Below are 21,490 nucleotides of genomic sequence, written 5' to 3'. Positions count from 1 at the left end.
CGCAGATATACTCGCTGCTGATTGATTAGCGAACGGCGAGGCCATGCGGGCGATGGATGACGTTTTTGGCCCGGAAGGGCAACAGGGCTATGGTCATGCCATTGCTGATCTGGTCCGCCAGGGGCAAGCCGAAGCGGCAGCGGAGCGGCTGAGCCGGGATATTGCGGCGATATCACCCGAATTGTGGGACGTATGCGGCACCATGCCGCTTGAGGTGCTTCGACTAAACGGCTGGGAAGAATTGAACACCAGTCTGGGCGCACCGCATTGGGCTGATCTTTCGGCGATCCGCATCAGTATGACTGCTGGCCTTGATCCGATAACCGGCGAGCCCCGTGTCCAAATCACGGGCCACCGGGATGACGATTTCCCGCTTTCGACTGCATCGCAAAGCGAGATCGTCGCGGCGATCCAAGACGGCGGCTTTCGACCAGGGTCTGGCGAGGCAATCGGCGCAGCCCTGTTGAGCGTGGAGGGGATGGCCCTGCTCCACGGCATGATCGAAGAGGAAAGGGCGCGCGATGATCCGCCCGAGCCCGGCTCGCAGGCAAGTAATGCGCTGTTCCTGGCGGATTGGTGGCGCGCGGTTCAATTCCACCAGCTGGTGCACCGCGAAATGGCGCGGATGGGGCTTGATCACTCGGTGGTTGTTCTGGTCGGCGCAACGAATTGCGGGCCTGATCTGGAATCGGTGATCGTCCCCGATCGGCCGCTTGTCGCGCCGGTGGATTTTGGGTGGGCTGATGATGCGATTGCCCCGATGCCAATCTTACAGCCGGTTGCGGTGGCGGAGTATGGCGCAAGCGGATCTGCAGGTTTTTCGGTGGTCGAGCTGCGGCGCAAGCTGGCGACGGCGGTCGAAGAGGACGTGCAGCCCGCCAAAACCGGCCTTTTGGCGCGCTTCTTCGCTAAGCGCTGAGGCATCGAACCGATCAGCAGCCTGTGTGCGGATGGGCCGAATCCAGACCTGAATTGACATCTCGGCAAGTAAGGTGTACATGACATCATGTAAGGAAGGCATGTCCTTGCACGATGGGAGTTCATGATGACTTTTGGGTCATTGATCACAATTGCAGTTGGCCTGTTGGCAGCGATAGGCTTGGTAGGCATTTTGGGCGGCGCGATGCTGGCGCGCCAATCGGGTGGCAAGCGCAGCTTCCGCATCGGATCGGTCGCGATGACGTTGGCCGGGCTAGTGCTGATGCTGGCGAGCATCACCGGTGTCGTTGAGGGCGACAAAATATTTGGCGGATTGATGATGCTGATCTTCGGCACGTCGGTCGCCTTGCCATCGGCCAGAACGCTGGCGGGTGATCGGGCGGCGCGCTCGCCGATCTGACGCGGTGGACGGACTTCGCCCGCGCTTGGTGCTTGTCGAGATGCGGTGATTGGTCCTAACCCAGAGGCTCCACGCCGGACGGTCCTCGCCCGGATGCGCAGAAGAGCCCCAGAATACCGGATGTCCACGCCGCCAATCCCTGCTGATCCCGACCAAGCGACGCCGCCATCGCCGCCTGATGTCCTGACGGTTGATATCGATGGCTGGGAAGGGCCGCTGGATCTGTTGCTGGCGCTCGCGCGCAACCAGAAGGTGGATTTGCGAGCGCTGTCGATCCTCGCCTTGGTCGATCAATATCTCGCTTATGTCGATGCTGCGCGATCGCTGAAGCTTGAGCTGGCGGCCGATTATTTGGTGATGGCGGCATGGCTTGCTTATCTGAAATCGGCGCTGCTGTTGCCGCGCGATCCGGAGGTGGAGCCATCGCCCGAGGAACTGGCGCTGCGGCTGCAATTGCGGCTGGAGCGGCTGAACGCGATGCGTGAAAGCGGCGCGCGGCTGATGGCGCGCGACCGGCTGGGGCGCGATGTCTTCCGGCGGGGCGCGCCCGAAGGCTTGCAGACGGTGCGCAAGGCGCGGTGGCAGGCCGAAATCTATGATCTGATCGCGGCTTATGGCCGGGTCAGCGCGCGCACGCGCCCGGTGATGCACATTGTCGCCAATCGCCCGGTGATGACGCTTGAAGCCGCGCTGGAGCGCGTCGCGCGGTTGCTAGGCGAACAGATTGAATGGACGACGATCGAGGCATTTCTGCCGCCCCAGGCGGACGGGGCGTTTCGTAAATCGGCGCTGGCGTCGAGTTTCCTCGCCTCACTGGAGCTTGCCCGGCAGGGGCGGGTCGAGCTGCGCCAGAAATCCGCCTTTGCCCCGCTCTATCTGCGGCGACCGGCATGAATCCGCCCGACGATTTCGTCCGCGCGATTGAAGCGGTGTTATTCGCCGCAGAAGCGCCGATGACGATCGACCAGTTGCGCGCCCATGCCGGTGAGGGCGATGTCCGCGCTGCCCTGGCCGAGATTGAGGCGGATTATGCCGGGCGCGGCATCGGCTTGGTTCGGCGCGGCGATCGCTGGCATTTCGAAACCGCGCCCGACATGGCGCATCTGCTCCGTCGCGACCGGGAGGAACCGCGCCGCCTGAGCCGGGCTGCGATCGAAACGCTCGCGATCATTGCCTATCATGAACCCGTCACGCGTGCCGAAATTGAAGCAATCCGAGGCGTGCAAATCTCCAAGGGGACGATCGACGTGCTGATGGAGGCGGGCTGGGCGCGGCCAGCCGGGCGACGGGAAGTGCCGGGCCGCCCACTCACTTATGCAACCACCCCAGAATTTCTCGCCCATTTCGGGCTGGCAAGCCGCCGTGACCTGCCCGGGATTGAGGATTTGCGCGCGGCTGGATTGCTCGATCCAGTTGATTTGGCATTTGATCAGCATGAGGTGGCAAATGGCGAGGAAGAAGCCTAGATAGGCAACTATCCTGAAGGAGACGCGTAATGGGTAGTTTCAGCCTGATGCATTGGCTGGTGTTCGGTGTGATCGCTATCTTGGTGCTCGGGGGCGGTCGCTTCTCGAACATGATGGGCGATGTGGCCAAGGGCATCAAGAATTTCAAAAAGGGCATGGCCGAGGAAGATGAAGCGGCCACTAAGGCTGCACCGAGCCGGATTGATGCCAAGCGCGATGCCGATGTCGTGCTTGATCCAGCGCCTGAACGTGCGCGCGACGACCGCTGATCCGGCGTTTGCATGATCGCTGCCATTTCGTTGCCGGATCTGATTGATGTTTAACGTTGACCCGTCCGAGCTGATGCTGCTGGCGCTTGTTGCGCTGGTGGTGATCGGCCCCAAGGATTTGCCCAAGGCGATGCGCTTTGTCGGCCAATGGGTGGGCAAGGCGCGCGGTGTAATGGGGCAGTTCCGCGCGGGCTTTGATACGATGGTCCGCGAAGCCGAGCTCAAGGAAATGGAAGAGCGCTGGGCAGCCGAGAATGCGCGGATCATGCGCGAATATCCCGCCGTCCCCGATCAACCCACGCTGTCGAGCGTCATGCTCGACGGGGAGGGCGAACCTGCAATGACTGAACAGCCAGTGCTGCATCACCCCGCGCCGCCCGCGCTGACCGATGAAGAGATTGCTGCCGCAGAGGGCGTGCCTCTGGCTGCCGCGACACCACCGAGCGCAACGCCATGAACGCTGAAGTGCTTGACGAGATTGATCAGTCGCGCGCGCCGCTGCTCGATCATCTCATCGAATTGCGTCGTCGGCTGATTTATTGCGCCATCGCAGTGGCGATTGCCTTTGGCGTCTGTTTCTATTTTTCAGAGCCGATTTTTGGCTTTCTGCTCCAGCCCTTGCTCAAGGCCGGGCAGCACCGGGTGATCTATACCCAATTGTTCGAAGCGTTTTTTGTGCAGATCAAGGTGGCGTTTTTCGCGGCCACGATGGTTTCGTTTCCGATTATCGCCAACCAGCTATGGCAGTTTGTCGCGCCGGGGCTGTACACCAAGGAAAAGCGGGCGCTGTTGCCGTTTTTGTTCGCGACGCCGGTGCTGTTCACGCTTGGCGCGGCGATGGCCTATTATATCGCCGTGCCGATGGCGCTGCATTTTCTCCTTGGCTTCCAGGGCAGTATCGGTGGGGTAGAGCGCGAGGCGTTACCGGCGATCGACAATTATCTGTCGTTCATTATGCAGTTTCTGTTCGGTTTCGGCCTATCCTTCCTGTTGCCAATCCTGCTGATGCTGCTTGAGCGCGCCGGGATCGTGACGCGCAAACAGCTGATCGCGGCACGGCGCTATGCAATTGTCGCAGCGTTCGGGGTCGCAGCAGTGCTCACCCCGCCCGATATCGGATCGCAGCTGTTGCTCGCGATTCCGTTGGTCATCCTGTATGAGGTTGCGATCATCGGTATCTGGATCACCGAAAAGCGGCGCAAGCCTGCGGCTGACCCCGTCGAGTGACGGGTAGCGGCGCTAGCGTCTTTCGCTTTCGCTTAAAAAATTAAGACCCGGACGTGCCACCGGGGGGGGGGAGGGGGCGCGTCCGGGTCCAGTTATTGGATAGCGAGAGCGGGGGGGCTTGTTTCACTATCCGAATCTATAAACGACGAACGCCATTGTCGGTTCCCGTTCTGCAAAGATTTTTAGGTGTGGCTGGCTTTGTATTGCGCCTGCAAGCCAAGGGGTTCCAGTTTTGTTAGAGCAGCGTGCGTTTATTCGTGCTGAGCGAAGTCGAAGCACAGGGCGCACCGCTTGGCCTTCGACTTCGCTCAGGCCGAACGGAGGTGGTGCAGATTTAACGCACGTTGCTGTAGCCCACGCCGCGCTAATCCAGGCCTGTGATCGCGATCGGGATCTCATAGGCACCGACCAGGGGATCGTGGTGGAGCCGGGACCGGAGCTGGCGCGACAGACCTTCGATGACGCGGCCATAGCGTTCTGATAATTCGGTTTGCAGCTTTGGCGTATCGACCAACGCGGGCGAGCTGATCCGCAGCAGCGCCCGGGCACTGCCCACGGTCGATCCGGTTTCTACCGTATCGGTCGCGGGCTTCAGCGAAATTCTGAGTGCTGGATCATGATGGGCCATCATGGCCAGTTCGATGATTTCGGTGAGCAGAAACGCAACCGCGGTCGCGACGTCCTGCGTGCTTAGATAGCTGTCGAGATCGAGCAGAATCGACAGGCCGGTGCTTTCTGGCGCGGTGGCGCGGATATTGGAGGCAAGATCGCCAATCACTGACCGCAAGCTGACGCCGCGCGTTTCTTCCATCTCCGCAAAATGATTGCGATGGACCACCGCCAGCGCGTCTACGCGACGCTGGATGGAGGCATAGGCTGCGGTCGCTTCGGCAGATTTGGCCCCACGGGCGTGGAAATTGATTAGGCTGGAGATGACTTGCAGGTTGTTTTTAACGCGATGGTGCACTTCGCGAGTCAATTTGGTCTGGCGGACTAACCCTTGGGCCAAATCGGCTTCATGGGCGGCGACGGTGTCGGTAATCGTGCGAAACGTCTCGCCAAGATCGCGGATCTCCTGCGCCGGCATTGATCGCGCCAGGCCGATATCGAGCACCTCGCCCGGCTGATAGTCCGCGACCAGCGTCCGCAGTTGCCGCAACGGCCTGATTAGCAGCCGATCGACCACAAACCAGCCAATACCCGCCGCCGCCGCCCACATCATCACCGGCAGCAGCATCGCCACAACCATCGCCGACGTAATCGGCGCGCTGCGCAGGGTGATTTCGAAGGTCAGCCCGCTGATACTCAGTGGGCGGGAGGCCGATTCGGTGCGGTCGAGCGGCGTCAATTCGGGGAGTGGCTGCAGTTGCAGCCGTTGTCGCTCGTGGATCAGCGCCGCTGCATAGGGCGGCATGAAACCGGCTGGGCGGGCGATCTGTGCCAACATCGTAATGGGGAACACCGCCTTGGCGCTCAACATGCCGCTCGGCGCGCCCATGGCCAGCAAGAGCCCGGTGTCAGGACCAATCGCCGCAGCGATCAAACCGGGGCGATCGGGAATGGTGATGGGAAGAGCAATTTGCGCCGTGGTGCCGCACAGCACCCGCCCGTCATTGGCGACGATGGTGAAGCGCGCTCCCTTGGCGAGTTGTTCAGCAAAAATCCCCTGGGCGCGGGCGCAGCTGGGGACGTCCTCGCCATCCTGATCAAGCGCGTTGAGCGCCACCCGCAGGGCAGTCATATCGCCGGCGAGTTCGATTTCGAGCGCGTGCGCGCCCTCATTCGCGGCCGCACGGGTGCGCGACTCCAATTGGGCATTCGCGATTTCACTGGTCTGGCGTGCCGCGAACAACGCGATCAGCGCCAGCGGGAGAAGCGCAGCGCTAAGGATCAGGAAAAGCTTGGCGCCCGTGGGCAACTGCGTCAGCCACACCATCCATCGCCGCATTCTGGGCCCGTCGGCGCTGGCTAGGGAATCCATTCCCTGGCGCTATTCGAGCTTACCCAGCAGATCGAGCATCTCCGGCGGAATCTGCTCGTCGATCGTCTGCTGATACACAGAGCGTAATGCCTCGCCCATCTCCTGGTCACCGCCGCGCGATTTGGTGGCGCGCTGGGGAGGTGCATTCTTCGACGTCTCATGATCAGAAACCAACGAAAAACCCCTAAAAAATCTTCATGTTATTGGGCAGGCGGATAGCTGTGTTGGCAGCCTGCCCGTAAATTCTGTGTAATCGCCACAGAGACATGAAACCAAATAGCCGCTCGATTGTTCCGCCTGCGGTGCGAAATTACAAATCTATTTTGTCTTAGCCGTGCCGACGATTGTAACAAGGGGCTGCCGCCAGCACATAGGGGGAGCAGTCACGCAGGGAGATTTCGCCAATTATGTCGCTTGGACAACAGCTTGCTCCGCATCTCCCGTTTCTGCGCCGTTATGGGCGCGCCTTGAGCGGCAGCCAGTCGCACGGCGATCACTATGTCCGCGCCACGCTTGAGGCGATTGTCGCGGCCCCAGAAGAATTTCCGCGGGATATCGATCCGCGTCTTGCGCTGTATCGGACATTTCAGGCGATTTGGTCATCAGCCAATGTGGCGGGCCGCGAGGAAGCCGTTGCTGTTTCCGGCAGCGATCCCGAAAGCATTGCCCGCGCCCGCATGGCCCGGATGACGCCGTTGTCGCGTCAGGCGCTGCTGCTGACGGCGATGGAGGGATTCACCCCCGAAGATGCCGCCTTTCTGATCGGTACTGATTCAGCGACGCTTGAGTCGCTGGTCGGCGATGCCCTTAGCGAGATCGAAAAGCAGACGCGGGCGCGGGTGCTGATTATCGAAGATGAGCCGATCATCGCCATGGATATTGAGACGATCGTGCGCGATCTGGGGCATGATGTGACCGGGGTGGCGGTAACGCGGGACGAGGCGGTGGCCCTGGCGATGGAAGATCGGCCGGGGCTTGTGCTTGCCGATATTCAGCTGGCGGATGACAGCTCTGGCATCGATGCCGTCAAAGATATTTTGGCGCAGTTTGCGGTCCCGGTGATTTTTATCACCGCCTTCCCCGAACGGCTGCTGACCGGCGAGCGGCCCGAGCCGACATTCCTGATCACCAAGCCTTTCCAGCGTTCCACCGTCAAGGCGGCGATTGCCCAGGCTTTGTTCTTTGATGAAGCGACCTTGCCTGCCGAATAAAACGATACGGACCCAAAACGGGTTTCGTGTGTTGAAGCGGTATGGATGATCACCAAGAACCGATTCACATCAGCGAGCAGGCGGCAAGCAGAGGTGCATCGCCCCAGGGGGTGCGCATCGTGCTGGGCGTTTCGCTGGTGTTGATCATCCTTGTTTTCGCTGCGCTGTTCATGCGTTGAGCCCGGCATGTTGAGGGGAACGTCGCCAATGCGGATGTGCAATTTTCATTGCCTTCCCGATTGTTTTTGCTGTGGCCAGGCGGCCGGGCGCTGTCCTTTTGCGCACGGGGACGGAATCGCATGACCGCTCGCCAGGAGCTTGACGCTGATGCGCCTCCGCCACCGCCGGAAGAACGGATTGCGCTGCCCGATGCCGAATTCAAGGCGCAGCTTGCCCAAGTGATCCCGCATCTTCGCGCATTTGGCCGATCGGTTTCCGGAAGCCGGGATCTTGCTGATGATCTGGTCCAGGAAACGTTGCTCAAGGCTTGGGCCGCGCGATCTCGCTTTCAGGCGGGCACGAACATGCGTGCCTGGACGTTTATCATCCTGCGCAATCTCTACCTGTCGCAAATGCGCCGATCGCGCTTTCGCGGTGAGTGGGACGATCTGGTTGCGGACCGGATTTTGGCCGCACCCGCTGCGCAGGACAAGCAGGTTGAGCTCGGCGATATGCAGCGCGCGCTGCTGCACTTGCCCCAGCCGCAGCGCGAAGCATTGATTCTGGTCGGCGCGGGCGGGTTTGCATATGAAGAAGCAGCAGAGATTTGTGGCGTTGCGGTGGGCACGATCAAGAGCCGGGTGGCGCGCGGGCGCGTGGCGCTTGAAACATTGCTGACCGATGGCTCGCTCCCCTCGCGCCGCACGCACAGCAATCCGCCAGGGCGTACCGTGCTGGAAACGATCATGAACGATGTCGATGAATTGAGCAGAGACCGACTTGGCTGACTACTGGCGAGAGCGGTTTGCACCCTAGGATGAACGCGAATGCCGTATCCGGTGGAGTGGGCTGTATAGCGAAAGCGCAGGGGAGCGTGGTGAGCTGCCGACATACAATCGACAACAATAGTACGGCCTAGCCGGAGCCTGAGCGGCCTTTTCCGACGCAATCGAGTTTAGCGAGCATCGCCATCATGTCGGCTGGTACCGACCCGGTGCTGGGAAAGGCGCTGCCCAGGGCAAGGCCGATATCGTCCTGCGGACGCGGCGCTTCGACAGCAAACGGGGAGTGCGGGAGCGGTTCGCTTCCATGGGGCGAATGGATCGACATGCCTGGTATAACGGCTTAGCGGGCATATTGTTGCCGCTGACGGCCATTGCCGGCAGCCGAAATTGGCGGGCGTTGCATGAATATCACAGCCTCACCGTCCGATAGCCGGGGTCTTCGCGAGGCGATTGCGCGTGCCCATTCGCATGCGCCCTTCCTGGCCCAGCTGATCGATCGTGAGCAGGCGCTGGTCGATTGCATCGTCGGCGGGGGGCTACCTGGCCCCTTGTCGATCCGAATTGCCGATGACGCGATGCCGGTTGGCCAGCGGTTGCGGATCGAACGGCGGCGCCTGGCCTTGCTGGTCGCGATCGGCGATCTGGCCGGGCACTATGATTTGACGGCGGTGACGCGCGCGCTTTCCGACTTTGCCGATTATGCGCTTGATGCCGCCATTCGCGCCGCGATCGAGGAACGGACGCCAGGGGCACCGGCGATTGGCTTTGCCGCCATCGCACTCGGCAAACAGGGCAGTCATGAGCTGAATTATTCGTCTGATATTGATCCCATCCTGTTGTTCGATCCCGCCAGTTTGCCGTGCCGACCGCGTGAAATCCCCGACGACGCCGCCGTTCGCATCGGACGGCGCGTGATCGAACTGCTGCAAACACGCGATGCTGATGGGTATGTGTTGCGGGTCGACTTGCGGCTGCGACCCTCGCCGGAAATCACGCCGATCGTGCTCGGCGTGGAACCGGCCATTGCTTATTATGAATCGCAGGCGCTGCCCTGGGAGCGTGCGGCGTTTATCCGGGCGCGGGCGGCGGCGGGTGATGTGGTGATGGGGCAGCGATTTCTTGAAACCGTTCAGCCCTTTGTCTGGCGGCGCGCATTGGATTTCGGCGCAATCGGCGAGATTCGGGGAATTTCGCGGCGGATCCGCGATCATCACGCGCAGGGGCAGGAATTCGGCCCAGGTTATGATCTGAAGCGGGGCAGGGGCGGCATCCGCGAGGTCGAATTTTTCGCGCAGATTCATCAGATGATCCATGGCGGCCGCAATCCGGCGGTGCGCGCTGCCGCAACCCGCGATGCACTTGACCGGCTTGCGGATGGCGGCTGGATTGCAGCGAGCGAGGCAGAGACGCTGAGCGCTGCCTATACGCTGCTCCGCACGATCGAGCACCGCGCGCAAATGGTCGATGATCGCCAGACGCACCACCTGCCAACCGGATCCGCGCTTGAGTCGTTCGCGAAGCTGCACGGTTTGCCCGATCAGCAGGCGTTGTTGGCGCTGCTCCAGCCGCATGTCGAGCGGGTTGGGGTGATCTATGACGGCATCGAACCCGATTCGGGCGATGCACTACCGGGCGATTCATCGCGGTTGCTGGCGGCGCTGATCACGGCCGGCTTTGACGACGTGGCCGCACCGGTGGCGCGCGAACGCATCGAAAGTTGGCGGGCGGGCGCCTATCCGGCGCTGCGCAGCGGGCCGGCGCGTCAGGCGTTAGAAGCGGTGCTGCCTGGGCTCGTCGATGGACTGGGACAAGCGCCCGATCCAGCAGGCGCGATCATCCGGCTCGACCATATCCTGGCGCGGCTATCGAGCGCGATCAATTTCTTCCGGCTGTTAGAGGCGCAACCAGCGCTCACGCGCCTGTTGGGTGCGATTCTAAGCCATGCGCCGCCGCTTGCCGAGGCGCTTGGCCGGCGTCCGGAACTGTTGGATGGGCTGATCGATTCAACCGCGCTGGATCCCGTCGGCGACGTGCCGACCTTGATCGCCCAGATCGCGCCGCGCGAGGGCACGGATTATCAGGCGTTGCTTGATTATGCCCGGCGCGTGGTTGGCGAAAAGCGCTTTGCCCTGGGCGCGCAGATTGTGGCCGGGGTCAGCGATCCGCTGGCCGTTGCGGCCGGCTATGCGCGCGTTGCCGAAGCAGCGATCGACGTCATCGTGCGGGCAACAATTGACGAATTTGCGATTGCGCATGGCCGCGTGCCCGACAGTGAACTGGTGATCATGGCGCTTGGTCGCATGGGTGGCGGGTTGCTGACTCATGCCTCTGATCTCGATCTCATCTATCTGTTCACCGGCGATTATCGCGCCGAATCTGATGGCAAAAAACCCTTAAGTGCAGTGCTTTATTATAATCGGCTTGCACAACGTGTGAGTGCTGCGCTGTCGGTGCCGACCGCCGCTGGGCCGCTTTATGAGATTGATACCCGGCTGCGGCCATCGGGTGATCAGGGGCCGCTGGTCGTGTCTACGATCGGGTTTGCGCGCTATCAGCAGGAAAGCGCCTGGACCTGGGAACATATGGCGCTGACCCGTGCCCGGGCGATTTTTGGATCGCTGGCAGGGCGCGCAGAGGTTGATGACATCGTCGCTGCAGTGCTGGGTGGTGCCCGACCCGATCGGGATCTTGTGGCTGACGCCGTGACGATGCGGCGTGATATGGCGATGCACAAACCGCCGGTCGGTCCGCTCGATGCGAAGCTGTTGCCGGGGGGCCTTGTCGACCTGGAATTTGCGGTGCACCTCACCCAGCTCAGCCACCGGATTGGGTTTTCATCGGACCTTGGCACCGCGATCGACCAGCTTGCCGGTGCTGGCCTGGTGCCGCGCGCGCTGCGGGCCGCGCATGATTTTTTGACCCGATTGCTGGTGACAATCCGGCTGGTCGCGCCCGATATGCAACCGCCCGGCCCAGCAACGAGAACGTTGATCGTTCGGGCACTCGCGCTGCAGGATTGGGATGAGGTGGTTGCGCTGCTCGAAGCGACGCGGCAGGAGGTGCGCGCCAGCTGGACTCGACTGAGCATGCAGCATTGGGAATCGCACCATCCAAGCATAGGGGAAGATGATCATGGCGTTGGTTGAAGGGGACAAGATCCCGGATATCGAGCTGACCACATCAAGCGGCGGCAAGGTCAATTTGCGGAGCTATGTCGGTGCGCCCTTCGTGCTGTATTTCTATCCCAAGGACGATACATCGGGCTGCACGCGCGAAGCGCAGGATTTCAGCCAGCATCTGAAGGAATTCGGCTCGCTCAGCACCGCTGTTCTCGGCGTGTCTAAAGATCCCCCGATCAAGCATCAGAAATTCATCGATAAATATGATCTTACCGTCCCGCTCGCGACCGATGAGGACGATGCCGCTATGGAGGCTTTTGGCGTGTGGGTGCAAAAGAGCATGTACGGCAAAACCTATATGGGGATCGACCGGTCGACCTTCCTGTTCGATGCGCAGGGCAATCTGGTGCGCAGTTGGCGGCGAGTGAAGGTGCCTGGCCATGCGGTCGATGTGCTTGAGGCCGTCCGCGCGCTGGGTTGAGCGGTTTTTTCACCGAATTTTCACCGAATCGCGCGAACAGGGGTGATTCGGGCATAGGGCCATCGCAGGTTCAAACGCGTGAAATCCCGAATTGATCCATAATTCGGCGCGCTTTTAACGTTTCGCCGTGAGTCGCCTTCGTTCCAACCCAACACGGACCGCCAGCTATTGCTGATACCGGTCTTGGTTGCGAAGACCGGGCATCGACGCTGCGGAGGGGCCGTGAGCGCGATACGCGGGTGTCATGATGATGGCACCGGCAATCAGATCGCCGGGGATTCATGGTCAAGAAGACGACGATTTCGATTGCGGACCGCATTGCGCAGGTCCGGAGCCAATTTAAAACGCGTGACTTCATTTTTCACGACGGACGCGATCTGCGCCGGTTCAGCATTGGTGGGAATACGCAGGCGGCATTGGCAGGGGTAGCGGGGGTTACCCTTTGCTTTTCCGCTTATGGCGTTGCCCATGCCGCGATTACTGCAGTGCAGATCAGCGGCGTGCTTCAAACACCGGCATCACCCGAAGTGAAAATGGCTCAGCTGCAAACCAAGCTGGTCAAGATGCAGGCCAATCTGGCCGCCGTGAAATATGCCGCCGAAGTTCATGCCGCCCGTGTTGAGCAGCGCCAGGCGCTGATCGTCGCCGTGTTGGAAGGCAAAAAGGGCACCAAACTGGCGCTCACCACGCCGACGATTGATGCCAAGACAGCAGCCGTCGCTGCCGATGTTATCGCCCCGTTCAAGCGGGTTGAGGAGCGGCAACTGGCGATGGCTGTAAAGGCCCGTGCACTGGCCGAGGCGCGCTACAACCTTGCCGCCAACCAGGTCCGCCGACTGGGTATTGCGCCCGAACGCTTCCTGCAGCGCAATGTATCAATGGGCGGTCCGTTTGAGCCTGTTGAAGCAGGCGCCGAAGTCGCCGATGTCGAAGCGGATAAGCAGTTCCGGTCGCTGTTCATGACCTGGAAGAAGCTTGATTCGCTTGAGCGCGGCGTGATCGCGATCCCATCGGCGCAACCGGTCACGCGCGTTAGCTTCACCAGCAATTATGGCGTACGCAGCGATCCCTTCCGGGGTGTGGCGGCGATGCATGCCGGGGTAGATATTCCAGGCGCGGTTGGCACGCCGGTTTATGCGACCGCTGACGGCATTGTTTCGCGTTCGGAGCGTTCCGGTGGGTATGGCAATATGGTCGAAGTCGATCATGGTCGCGGCATCGCCACACGCTATGGCCATTTGTCGAAGCTGTTGGTCCTGCCGAACACGCGCGTGGTGCGTGGCCAGTTGATCGCGCTGATGGGGTCAACGGGTCGCTCGACGGGCAGCCATCTTCATTATGAAGTGCGGATCGATGGCCAGGCGGTGAATCCGATGCCGTTCATGCAGTCAGCCGATTTCCTGCGGTCGGTGCAGGATCGGGCGTTGACGGCAAAGCCTGCCATTGGTGGACCAAAAGTCGCTGAATAAGCCGTCGCTTACAAAGGCGTCGCTGGCCGGTTGCCGTGGTGCCGCCAAGCGCTTATCTGCGTAGGATGACGATGACTGACCAGCAGAGCGGCGCTTCAGCCGTAACCATCACCGATTCGGCCGCCGCGCGCGTTGCGGCGATTGCGGCCAAACAGGGCAAGCCGGCGATATTGCGGCTGTCCGTCGATGGCGGTGGCTGTTCGGGCTTCCAGTATAAATTTGGCCTCGCGGACGGCGTTGAGGGCGATGACAGCGTTGCTGAACGCGATGGCGTTAAGCTCGTTGTCGATTCGGTCAGCCTTGATCTGGTCCGCGGCTGTTCGGTTGATTTTGTCGAGACGCTGGGCGGCACGGCGTTTCGCGTGGAAAACCCCCAGGCCGCATCAGGATGTGGCTGCGGTTCCAGCTTCGCGATCTGATCGCCGCTGATCAGCCGATCTGATGAAAATCGTCACTTATAACGTCAATGGCATCAAGGCGCGGCTGCCACGGCTGATCGAGTATCTGACCGAACAGGCGCCCGATATCGTTTGCCTGCAAGAACTCAAGTCGAGCGACGAGACCTTTCCGGAAGCGGATATCCGTGCGGCCGGCTATGGGGCCGTCTGGCATGGGCAAAAGGCTTTTAATGGCGTGGCCGTGCTTGCCAAGGGCGTCGATCCAGTCGAACGGCAGCGCGGGCTGGCGGGCGAAACAGAGGATGATCACAGCCGCTATCTTGAGGTTGATGTCGCTGGGCTGATTGTCGCGTCGATCTACTTGCCCAATGGCAATCCCCAGCCGGGCCCCAAATTCGATTACAAGCTGCGCTGGATCGATCGACTGCGTGCGCGTGCGCTGGCCTTGCTGGCGGCGGAGCGGCCGGTTGTGCTGGCGGGGGACTATAATGTCATCCCTAATGACGATGACACCTATTCGGTGCCCGCCATGGCAAGCGATGCGCTGATGCAGCCGGAAAGCCGCGCCGGGTTTCGCGCGCTGGTCGCCCAGGGCTGGACAGACGCGTTACGCACCCGCCATCCGCGGGGTGGCGTGTGGACTTTTTGGGACTACCAGGCCGGTGCCTGGCAGCGCGATGCGGGCTTTAGGATCGATCATTTGTTGCTCAGTCCGCAAGCGGCTGACTGGCTGATCGATGCCGGGGTCGACAAGGCCTATCGTGGCCGCGAAAAGGCCAGCGATCACGCGCCGACCTGGGTCACGCTGCAGCCGAACTGAGGAGGGCGCGCGGCGGTGCGCATCCTGGTGTGGCGTGATCGGCCGGGCTGAGGCGCTGGCCAGGCGGGCTAAATGTCGATCTTTGCCAACATCTGGTATTATTCACCATTCTTCAGTGATCTAGTGATGTAATACGATAATACGCAATATATTAACTAACTGATATTAAACAATTATTAATGTTGGCACGAACGATGCAGAGGCTTGGGGGCGGCGCAGATGAACGCCGTGTTGGTTCCCTGGAGGTTTTTATGCTCGTTCGTTCTTCGCTCTCGAAAGCTTTTGGTCCCGTATTGGCTGGTGGCTTGCTTGCTGCCGCATTGGCCGCATCGCCGGCAATGGCGGCAGGCCCTCAGCCCGATCCTGCCCAACCGTCACTCGCTGATCCCGCACCGGCACCGACGCCGCCTGCAGCTAATCCAGCTGCCAACACGCGTCGTTATTGTGCCTCCACTGAAATTACCGGGTCGCGCATCCCCCGCCGGTTCTGCCGGACGCGCGCAGAATGGGCCGAGATGGGCGTGGATGTCGATCATCCCAGCAAGGATTGATCGCTTGATCAGGTCGCCGGGCGATGGCCATGCCGTCGCCCGGTCATGCCGTTTTGCCTAAAGCTGCCGGGCGTAGAGTTGGTAGATGCGGTTGACGTGGCTGTTGATCGTTTCGGCGATCGATCGCATGCCCTGATTGTCATCAAGGATCCAGCCGATCTCCCCGCGGCTTGCCCCGTAATTCTTCACCGACGCGCGGCGGATATATTCGATCATCATAAAGGCCAGCTGGCTGGCCATGCGCGACGATTGCAGCCGCTTGACGACCCCCATTAGCGGGACGCGCATCGTGCGCACCTGTGGCTTGCGCAGCCACAATAACAGCTTGGCCCAGCCAAAGGGGAAAAGCGATCCGTTGAGCGGGGCGATCGCCTCGTTCAAATCGGGAAGGGTGATCATGAAGGCAACCGGTTCGCCGTCCAGTTCGGCGATCTGGATGAGATCTTCGAAGACGATTGGCTTCAGCTTCTTGCCGACATCGGCGATTTCCGGCTGCGTCAGCGGAATAAAGCCCCAATTGTCCGACCATGCATCGTTGAGAATGGCGAGGATCAATTCAGCCTCTGCCTCAAAGTTCTTCTTGTCGACGGGGCGGATGCGGATGCGCGGATTCTTTTCACCCGATGCTATGATCCGGTTGACGATGGGCGGAAACTCAACAGAAATATCAAGTTCATAGGTCATTAGCTGTTTGATGGGCAGATAGCCTGCTGCTTCGATCCAGCCCTGATATTTGGTCGGGTGATGGCCCATCATCACGGTCGGCGGATGATCATGGCCTTTGATTAGCAGGCCGGGTTCTTCCCAGATCGACAGGCTGACTGGGCCGATCGCGCGGATCATGCCTTGGTTGCGGAGCCAATCCTCAGCGGTGTTGATCAGCGCCTTGGCGGTGTTGGCATCGGCCGCGTCGAACATCCCCCAAAAACCCGTGCCGGGGCCGAAACCCTTTTCGGCTGGCATTTCCAGCGCCAGCGTATCAACATGCGCTGAGATCCTGCCGACCGGTTCGCCGCCGCGCGTGGCGATGAACAACTGGCCATGGGCATGGCTGAACCAGGCATTTTTCTTAGGATCGATTGTGCCGGCAACTTCGCTGCGGAGCGGGGCCACCCAGTTCGGGTCATCACGGTTGAGCAGATAGGCGACGTTGATAAACGCCTTGCGATCGGCCGGGGTGCTGACAGGGCGGACGGCGAGGGGTTGGCTTGCCACGATAGGGCCTCTCTTGCGACGAAGCGCGTGCAGTCCGTTGTTCGCGCGCCAGTGTCAAGCGATGCCGCGCCCCCCCTCTGGTTTCGCCACCATGCTGCCACTATCTTTGGGCAATGGCCGACATCATGACCTCCACCATTTCCCTTGACCAGCGCGACGCTGACCTGACCACCTCGCGCGTAGCCGCCGCGCCGCGCGACCGGATCGCCGATGATATGGCGATGCTACGCGCCGCTGTTGAGCTAACGCGCGATCTGAATCCGCCCAAGCCGATCATTTATTGGACCGATTTGCTGCTGTCCGCGGGCATTGGCTATGCGGCGCTGGCCGCCGCCATCCTGCTCGCGTCGCCCGGCTGGGCAGTGTTGGCGGGTGTCGTCGCAGTGCTGGCCTTGTACCGCGCCGGCAGCTTCATCCATGAACTGACACATATCAAGCACAGTGCCGTGCCCTGGTTCCGCTTTGGCTGGAATCTGCTGATTGGCTTGCCGCTGATGGTGCCGTCCTTCACTTATGAAGGGGTGCACACGCTTCACCATGCTCGCACGCGCTATGGCACTGCTGAAGATCCCGAATATCTGCCGCTTGCGTTGATGAAGCCATGGTCTTTGCCATTGTTCATCATGGCTTCGTTGGTGGCACCGGTGGCGCTGCTGTTCCGCTTTGCCGTGCTGAGCCCGCTTGCCGCGATCTCGCCGAAGATCCGCACAATTGTGATTGGGCGACTGTCGGCCCTGTCGATCAACCCGGCTTTTGAACGCCGCGCGCCAGAGGGCGCATTGTTGCGCCAATGGCGCTGGCAGGCCGCCGGGTGCAGCGTGTTTGCGATCGCCCTGCTGGGCAGCGTTGCCGCAGGCATCGTGCCCTTGCGCGGGTTTCTGATCTTCATGGCGATCGCCTCAGGCGTTGCCGTTCTCAACCAGGTGCGCACGCTGGTCGCGCATCTTTGGGAAAATGAAGGGGAAGCGATGACGGTAACGGCGCAGTATCTCGACAGCGTGAACGTGCCGCCGCCAGCGTTGCTGCCAGCTTTATGGGCACCGGTCGGTCTGCGCTATCACGCACTCCACCATTTGCTGCCCAGCCTGCCCTATCACGCGCTTGGCGAGGCACATCGTCGCCTGGCGGGCGCGCTGGATGCCAATTCGCCCTATCACCGCGCCAATTATCCTGGCTTGCCGGGGCTGGTCCGCAAGATCGTCATCAGCACGATGCGCGCCCGCCCGGCTGCCTGAGCCCTATTCCTCGGACCGGACCAGAACCAGTTCGCCGATCAGCAGGAACAAAATAAAGGGCGCCCAGGCCGCCAATAGCGGCGGATAGGCACCAAGGTCGCCCATCGTGATCGCGAAGTTTTCCGACACGAAATAGGCAAAGCCCAGCGCCATGGCGATCACGGCGCGGATGAAGAGCTTGCCCGATCGCGCAATGCCAAAGGCGGCTACGGCCCCAAGCAACGGCATCAGCACGGCCGATAGCGGCCCGGAAATCTTGTGCCAGAGCGATCCCTCCAGCGCCTTGGTCGGCCTGCCGGCATCGCGCAGATCGTTGATCGCGTTCCACAGCGCGCCAAAAGATAGGCCATTGGGATCGACGGTCGTCAGGGTGAACTGGTCCGGCCGCACCCCGCGAGCGACGATAATGTTGCCCAGCTTGCGCGATGTGCCGGTGGCAACGTCGAAGCGGATCGCGTTATCGATTTGCCAGCCGCCGACAATGCGACCGCCCTTGGCCGCGCGGATGACGCCGATCAAATTGCCCTCCTGACGATCATAGAGCGTCACATCGCTAAGCGTCACGGCATTGCCCTTGCCCCGGGCCGAGCGGACATTGATCAGGTCGTCGCCGTCGCGCACCCATACATTCGTCCGGTCACCGCGATCGATGGGCAAGGCGGCATATTCCACTTTTTGCCATCGATTGAGGGTCGCGGTCGCGCGCGAGACGACGCGATCGTTAAAGGCAAACGAAATGATGGCGATGACGAAGCCGGTCAGGATCAGCGGCGCCAGCACCTGATGCGCCGATAACCCCGATGCCTTTAGCGCGATGACTTCGCTGTTCTGGTTGAGCATGCTGAGCGTCAGGATCGTGCTGAGCAGCACGGAAAACGGCAGAAAAAGGCCAATAATCTGCGGTGTCCGAAAGCCGACATAACGCAGAATTTCGGCATTGCCATTGCTGGGGACGGCCAGAATCCGACCGCTCTCACTTAGCAAATCGAGCGTCTGAAGCACGATGACCAGCGCGGCCAGGATCGCAAAGGTGCGCACGACGAACAGGCGCGCCATATAGAGTGCCACGGTGCGCGAGGGGAAGAATTTCGCCTGCATCAGGCATCCTTCTGCTTGCGCATGCCGGGCATCCGCTGGCTGATCGCCTTGGCGAGCGACGACGCGGTGCGTTCAAGCGCGCTGATCGGCTGGCCGCCGGGCACAAAAGCGATCTGATAATACATCCAGAACACCAGCGCCGCGAACACGACAAACGGAACCCAAAGAGCAATGAAAGGATCGATCAGGCCCAGCCCGCCAACCGATTCCGCATATTCGTTCACCTTGTGATAGGTCACGATCATCACGATCGCGATAAACACCCCCAGCGCCGATGACGATCGTTTCGGCGGCACGCCTAAAGCCAGGGCGAGCAGCGGCAACAGGAACATCGTCGCCACTTCCACCAAGCGGAAATGGAAAGCGGAACGGCTCGTTTCGCGCAGCATCAACGGGCTGCCGGGATCGCGCCCGATCCGGGCCAGTTCGGGCAATGTCAGTTCCACGTTCCGACCACCACGGGTACGGAAGCTTTCGGATTTGGGGAGCGGAATCGGCAAGTCATGCGACGTGAAACTCAGCACGCCAGGTGCGGAAAAGCCCGGTTCATTATTGATCAGCGTACCGTTGGTCAGCCGGAAGATAATCTCGTCAGGATTGTCGGTGGCCAAAAACTGGCCGCTCGCTGCGGTAACCGCCGTCCAGCCGCCCCTGGCCGTATCGGCATGGACAAAAATGCCGGAAAGCTTGCGGCCCTGATCTTCGCTGCGCTCGATCCGCACTGTTGCGCCCTTGGGAAAGGTGGTGAATTCGCCCACCTTGATCGACGCGCCGAGCGCGCCGGTCCGCAATTCAAAGCTTAACCCTTCATAGGCATAGCGCGCATAAGGCTGCACATAGCCGACAATAGCCAGGTTCAGGAGCGCCAGGGCAAAGGTGATCATATAGGGCACCTTGAGCAGCCGGGTATAGCTGATGCCCACGGCGCGCAGCACATCCAGTTCCGAACTGATCGCCAGCCGACGAAAGGCGAGCAGCACCCCGAGCAACAGCCCGATAGGAATCCCAAGCCCGAGATATTCGGGGACCAGATTGGCGAGCATTTCCCAGACGACGCTGACCGGCCCGCCCTCTGTCGCGACAAAAGCGAACAGCGTGCGCATCCGATCGATCACCAGCAACATCAGCGCGATGACGAGATTGGCGAGCAGCGGCACCGCGATTAGACGAGCCATGTAGCGATCGAGTGACGTTAACAAAAGCTGGGCGACCTAAACGCGATTGGGGATGGTGCGACCATCCCGATCGTCGCGGCTATATCGCGCATTTCCGTCGCCGTCAGCAGCCAAATCATGACGATGTATGGCGCACACGATTTGCCATAGCCGCTTCGATGATCACCTTGATACGATTGCGCACCGGCCCGGCAGACAGCGCGACGCTCGATAGCCGAGCATCAGGCGATCGTGCCGACGCCGCGTCCTGCCGCTTCAAACAGGCCCAATATCTGCGTGACCTGCCCTGCCGTGTGCTCCGCACACAGCGAGCAGCGCAGCAGGAAGGTGCCCGCTGGCGTCGCTGGTGGCCGCGCCATGTTCACATAAAGCCCGTTTTCGAGCAGCGCCTGCCACATCATCACCGCTTGCACCTGATCCTCCAGGATGATCGCAATGATCGCTGACTGCGGCGTTTCGGTGCCCAGCTTGAACCCCATTGCGGTCAAGCCATTATGCAGTGTGCGGGCATTTTCCCACAGATGCTGGCGCTTGTTATGCGCGTGCATCAGCTTGCGGATCGACGTGGCGGCCGTGGCGACCACCGAGGGCGGCAGGCTGGCGGTGAAGATGTACGGGCGGCAGACCATCCGCATCGCTTCGAACTTTGGATGGTTGGACACACAAAAGCCGCCGACGGTGCCGACCGATTTGGAGAAGGTACCGATGATGAAATCGACATCAGTGCCCAGATCAAGGCCCTGATCTTCGTACACGCCGCGCCCGTGCGCGCCGAAAAAGCCCATCGAGTGCGCTTCGTCGACCAGCACCATCGCCCCATGCTTGCGCGCGACTGCGACCATTTCCTTCAAGGGCGCGATGTCGCCGAGCATCGAATAGACGCCCTCCAACACCACCAGCTTGCCGGGTTCCTTGGGCAGGCGACCCAGGCGCTTGTCGAGATCCTCGACCGAGTTATGGCGGAAGCGGACGACCTCTGCATTGCCCAGCGCGCAGCCGTCATAGATTGACGCATGGCTGTCAGCATCAAGGATGATATACTCGCCCTTGGCGGCAAGCGTCGAAATAATGCCGAGATTGGCCTGATAGCCCGTTGAAAACACCATCGCTGACGACGCGTCGTAAAATTCCTTCAGCGCGTCTTCGGCGTCGATATGGTCGCGGAACGTGCCGTTGAGCATACGGCTGCCATTGGTGCCCGATCCGAACTGATCCAGCGCATCCTTGCCGGCCTGGATCACATCGGGGTCGAAGGTCATGCCCATATAATTATAGGTGCCGAGCAGGATCGTTTCCTTGCCCTTGATCATCGCAACGGTCGGCGATTTTACCTCATCCATCACGATCCCGAAGGGGTCGCGGACGCCGTTATCGAGCAGTGCCTGTTTTTCAGCGATCAGCGGATCGAATTTGGTAAAGAGATCGCGTTCGGGGGCGACCGGTACCGGATCAATCGGCAAGGCATCGGCGGCGGCAACGGCATCGCTCATCG

General features: G+C 61.0%; 22 protein-coding genes. 16 read left to right on the top strand and 6 right to left on the bottom strand.

Annotated features, from left to right (window positions below):
* Positions 1 to 52 precede the first annotated feature (52 nt).
* The 7 genes from B7Y43_RS15735 to tatC all read left to right on the top strand — a co-directional run bounded on the left by B7Y43_RS15735 (position 53) and on the right by tatC (position 4,301).
* Positions 53 to 919: a hypothetical protein gene (locus tag B7Y43_RS15735; RefSeq protein WP_374132625.1), complete on the top strand. Its 867-nt coding sequence runs from the start codon at positions 53 to 55 to the stop codon at positions 917 to 919.
* 123 nt (positions 920 to 1,042) lie between these two features.
* Positions 1,043 to 1,339 carry a hypothetical protein gene (locus tag B7Y43_RS15730; protein ID WP_374132624.1) on the top strand — a complete coding sequence of 99 codons (297 nt, stop codon included), beginning with the start codon at positions 1,043 to 1,045 and terminating at the stop codon, positions 1,337 to 1,339.
* Positions 1,340 to 1,459: 120 nt separating this feature from the next.
* Positions 1,460 to 2,233 carry a ScpA family protein gene (locus B7Y43_RS15725; protein WP_374132623.1) on the top strand — a complete coding sequence of 258 codons (774 nt, stop codon included), beginning with the start codon at positions 1,460 to 1,462 and terminating at the stop codon, positions 2,231 to 2,233.
* Entirely contained in the window at positions 2,230 to 2,805 is a 576-nt protein-coding gene (scpB, locus tag B7Y43_RS15720; protein ID WP_374132622.1) for an SMC-Scp complex subunit ScpB, read from the top strand. Before B7Y43_RS15725 ends, scpB begins: the two co-directional genes overlap by 4 nt.
* Before the next feature lie 29 nt (positions 2,806 to 2,834).
* The gene (locus B7Y43_RS15715) at positions 2,835 to 3,074 is read left to right on the top strand and encodes a Sec-independent protein translocase subunit TatA (protein WP_374132621.1); all 240 of its coding nucleotides are present in this window, start codon (positions 2,835 to 2,837) and stop codon (positions 3,072 to 3,074) included.
* Between the two features lie 46 nt (positions 3,075 to 3,120).
* A complete protein-coding gene (gene tatB, locus B7Y43_RS15710) occupies positions 3,121 to 3,531 on the top strand; it encodes a Sec-independent protein translocase protein TatB (RefSeq protein ID WP_374132620.1) in 411 nt (136 codons plus the stop codon).
* A complete protein-coding gene (gene tatC / locus B7Y43_RS15705; RefSeq protein ID WP_374132619.1) occupies positions 3,528 to 4,301 on the top strand; it encodes a twin-arginine translocase subunit TatC in 774 nt (257 codons plus the stop codon). The genes tatB and tatC overlap by 4 nt, the downstream gene beginning before the upstream one ends.
* A gap of 364 nt (positions 4,302 to 4,665) precedes the next feature.
* On the opposite strand, the gene B7Y43_RS15700 is transcribed toward tatC, so the two are convergent.
* Positions 4,666 to 6,249, bottom strand: a complete 1,584-nt coding sequence (locus B7Y43_RS15700) for a sensor histidine kinase (RefSeq protein WP_374132618.1) — start codon at positions 6,247 to 6,249, stop codon at positions 4,666 to 4,668.
* 42 nt (positions 6,250 to 6,291) lie between these two features.
* Entirely contained in the window at positions 6,292 to 6,456 is a 165-nt protein-coding gene (locus B7Y43_RS15695; protein WP_374132617.1) for a NepR family anti-sigma factor, read from the bottom strand.
* A gap of 233 nt (positions 6,457 to 6,689) precedes the next feature.
* Between B7Y43_RS15695 and B7Y43_RS15690 the strand changes: the two genes are divergently transcribed.
* The 8 genes from B7Y43_RS15690 to B7Y43_RS15655 all read left to right on the top strand — a co-directional run bounded on the left by B7Y43_RS15690 (position 6,690) and on the right by B7Y43_RS15655 (position 15,275).
* Complete coding sequence (locus B7Y43_RS15690; RefSeq protein WP_374132616.1) at positions 6,690 to 7,493, top strand: response regulator; 804 nt, start codon at positions 6,690 to 6,692, stop codon at positions 7,491 to 7,493.
* 299 nt (positions 7,494 to 7,792) lie between these two features.
* Positions 7,793 to 8,440, top strand: a complete 648-nt coding sequence (locus B7Y43_RS15685) for a sigma-70 family RNA polymerase sigma factor (RefSeq protein ID WP_374132615.1) — start codon at positions 7,793 to 7,795, stop codon at positions 8,438 to 8,440.
* Positions 8,441 to 8,838: 398 nt separating this feature from the next.
* Complete coding sequence (locus B7Y43_RS15680; RefSeq protein WP_374132614.1) at positions 8,839 to 11,583, top strand: glutamine-synthetase adenylyltransferase; 2,745 nt, start codon at positions 8,839 to 8,841, stop codon at positions 11,581 to 11,583.
* Positions 11,564 to 12,037: a peroxiredoxin gene (locus B7Y43_RS15675; protein ID WP_374132613.1), complete on the top strand. Its 474-nt coding sequence runs from the start codon at positions 11,564 to 11,566 to the stop codon at positions 12,035 to 12,037. The genes B7Y43_RS15680 and B7Y43_RS15675 overlap by 20 nt, the downstream gene beginning before the upstream one ends.
* 281 nt (positions 12,038 to 12,318) lie before the next feature.
* On the top strand, positions 12,319 to 13,506 hold the full coding sequence (locus tag B7Y43_RS15670; RefSeq protein ID WP_374132612.1) for a M23 family metallopeptidase: 1,188 nt from the start codon (positions 12,319 to 12,321) through the stop codon (positions 13,504 to 13,506).
* A gap of 71 nt (positions 13,507 to 13,577) precedes the next feature.
* Positions 13,578 to 13,925: an iron-sulfur cluster assembly accessory protein gene (erpA, locus tag B7Y43_RS15665; protein WP_374132611.1), complete on the top strand. Its 348-nt coding sequence runs from the start codon at positions 13,578 to 13,580 to the stop codon at positions 13,923 to 13,925.
* Positions 13,926 to 13,947: 22 nt separating this feature from the next.
* Positions 13,948 to 14,724, top strand: a complete 777-nt coding sequence (gene xth, locus B7Y43_RS15660; RefSeq protein ID WP_374132610.1) for an exodeoxyribonuclease III — start codon at positions 13,948 to 13,950, stop codon at positions 14,722 to 14,724.
* A gap of 251 nt (positions 14,725 to 14,975) precedes the next feature.
* On the top strand, positions 14,976 to 15,275 hold the full coding sequence (locus B7Y43_RS15655) for a hypothetical protein (protein WP_374132609.1): 300 nt from the start codon (positions 14,976 to 14,978) through the stop codon (positions 15,273 to 15,275).
* A gap of 57 nt (positions 15,276 to 15,332) precedes the next feature.
* Here the strand turns inward: B7Y43_RS15655 and B7Y43_RS15650 are convergent, their stop codons facing one another.
* The gene (locus tag B7Y43_RS15650; RefSeq protein ID WP_374132608.1) at positions 15,333 to 16,490 is read right to left on the bottom strand and encodes an N-acetyltransferase; all 1,158 of its coding nucleotides are present in this window, start codon (positions 16,488 to 16,490) and stop codon (positions 15,333 to 15,335) included.
* 125 nt (positions 16,491 to 16,615) lie between these two features.
* Here B7Y43_RS15650 and B7Y43_RS15645 point away from each other — a divergent pair, with 125 nt between their 5' ends.
* A complete protein-coding gene (locus B7Y43_RS15645) occupies positions 16,616 to 17,725 on the top strand; it encodes a fatty acid desaturase (RefSeq protein ID WP_374132607.1) in 1,110 nt (369 codons plus the stop codon).
* A 3-nt stretch (positions 17,726 to 17,728) separates the two neighbouring features.
* Here the strand turns inward: B7Y43_RS15645 and lptG are convergent, their stop codons facing one another.
* The 3 genes from lptG to B7Y43_RS15630 form a co-directional block, all read right to left on the bottom strand.
* A complete protein-coding gene (lptG, locus tag B7Y43_RS15640; RefSeq protein WP_374132606.1) occupies positions 17,729 to 18,823 on the bottom strand; it encodes an LPS export ABC transporter permease LptG in 1,095 nt (364 codons plus the stop codon).
* Positions 18,823 to 19,998, bottom strand: coding sequence for an LptF/LptG family permease (locus tag B7Y43_RS15635; protein ID WP_374132605.1), 1,176 nt, complete (start codon positions 19,996 to 19,998; stop codon positions 18,823 to 18,825). Before B7Y43_RS15635 ends, lptG begins: the two co-directional genes overlap by 1 nt.
* 221 nt (positions 19,999 to 20,219) lie before the next feature.
* Complete coding sequence (locus B7Y43_RS15630) at positions 20,220 to 21,488, bottom strand: aminotransferase class I/II-fold pyridoxal phosphate-dependent enzyme (protein WP_374132604.1); 1,269 nt, start codon at positions 21,486 to 21,488, stop codon at positions 20,220 to 20,222.
* Positions 21,489 to 21,490 lie beyond the last annotated feature (2 nt).

The organism is Sphingomonas sp. 28-62-20 (assembly GCF_002281505.1).
This window is presented reverse-complemented; position numbering and strand designations above follow the sequence as displayed.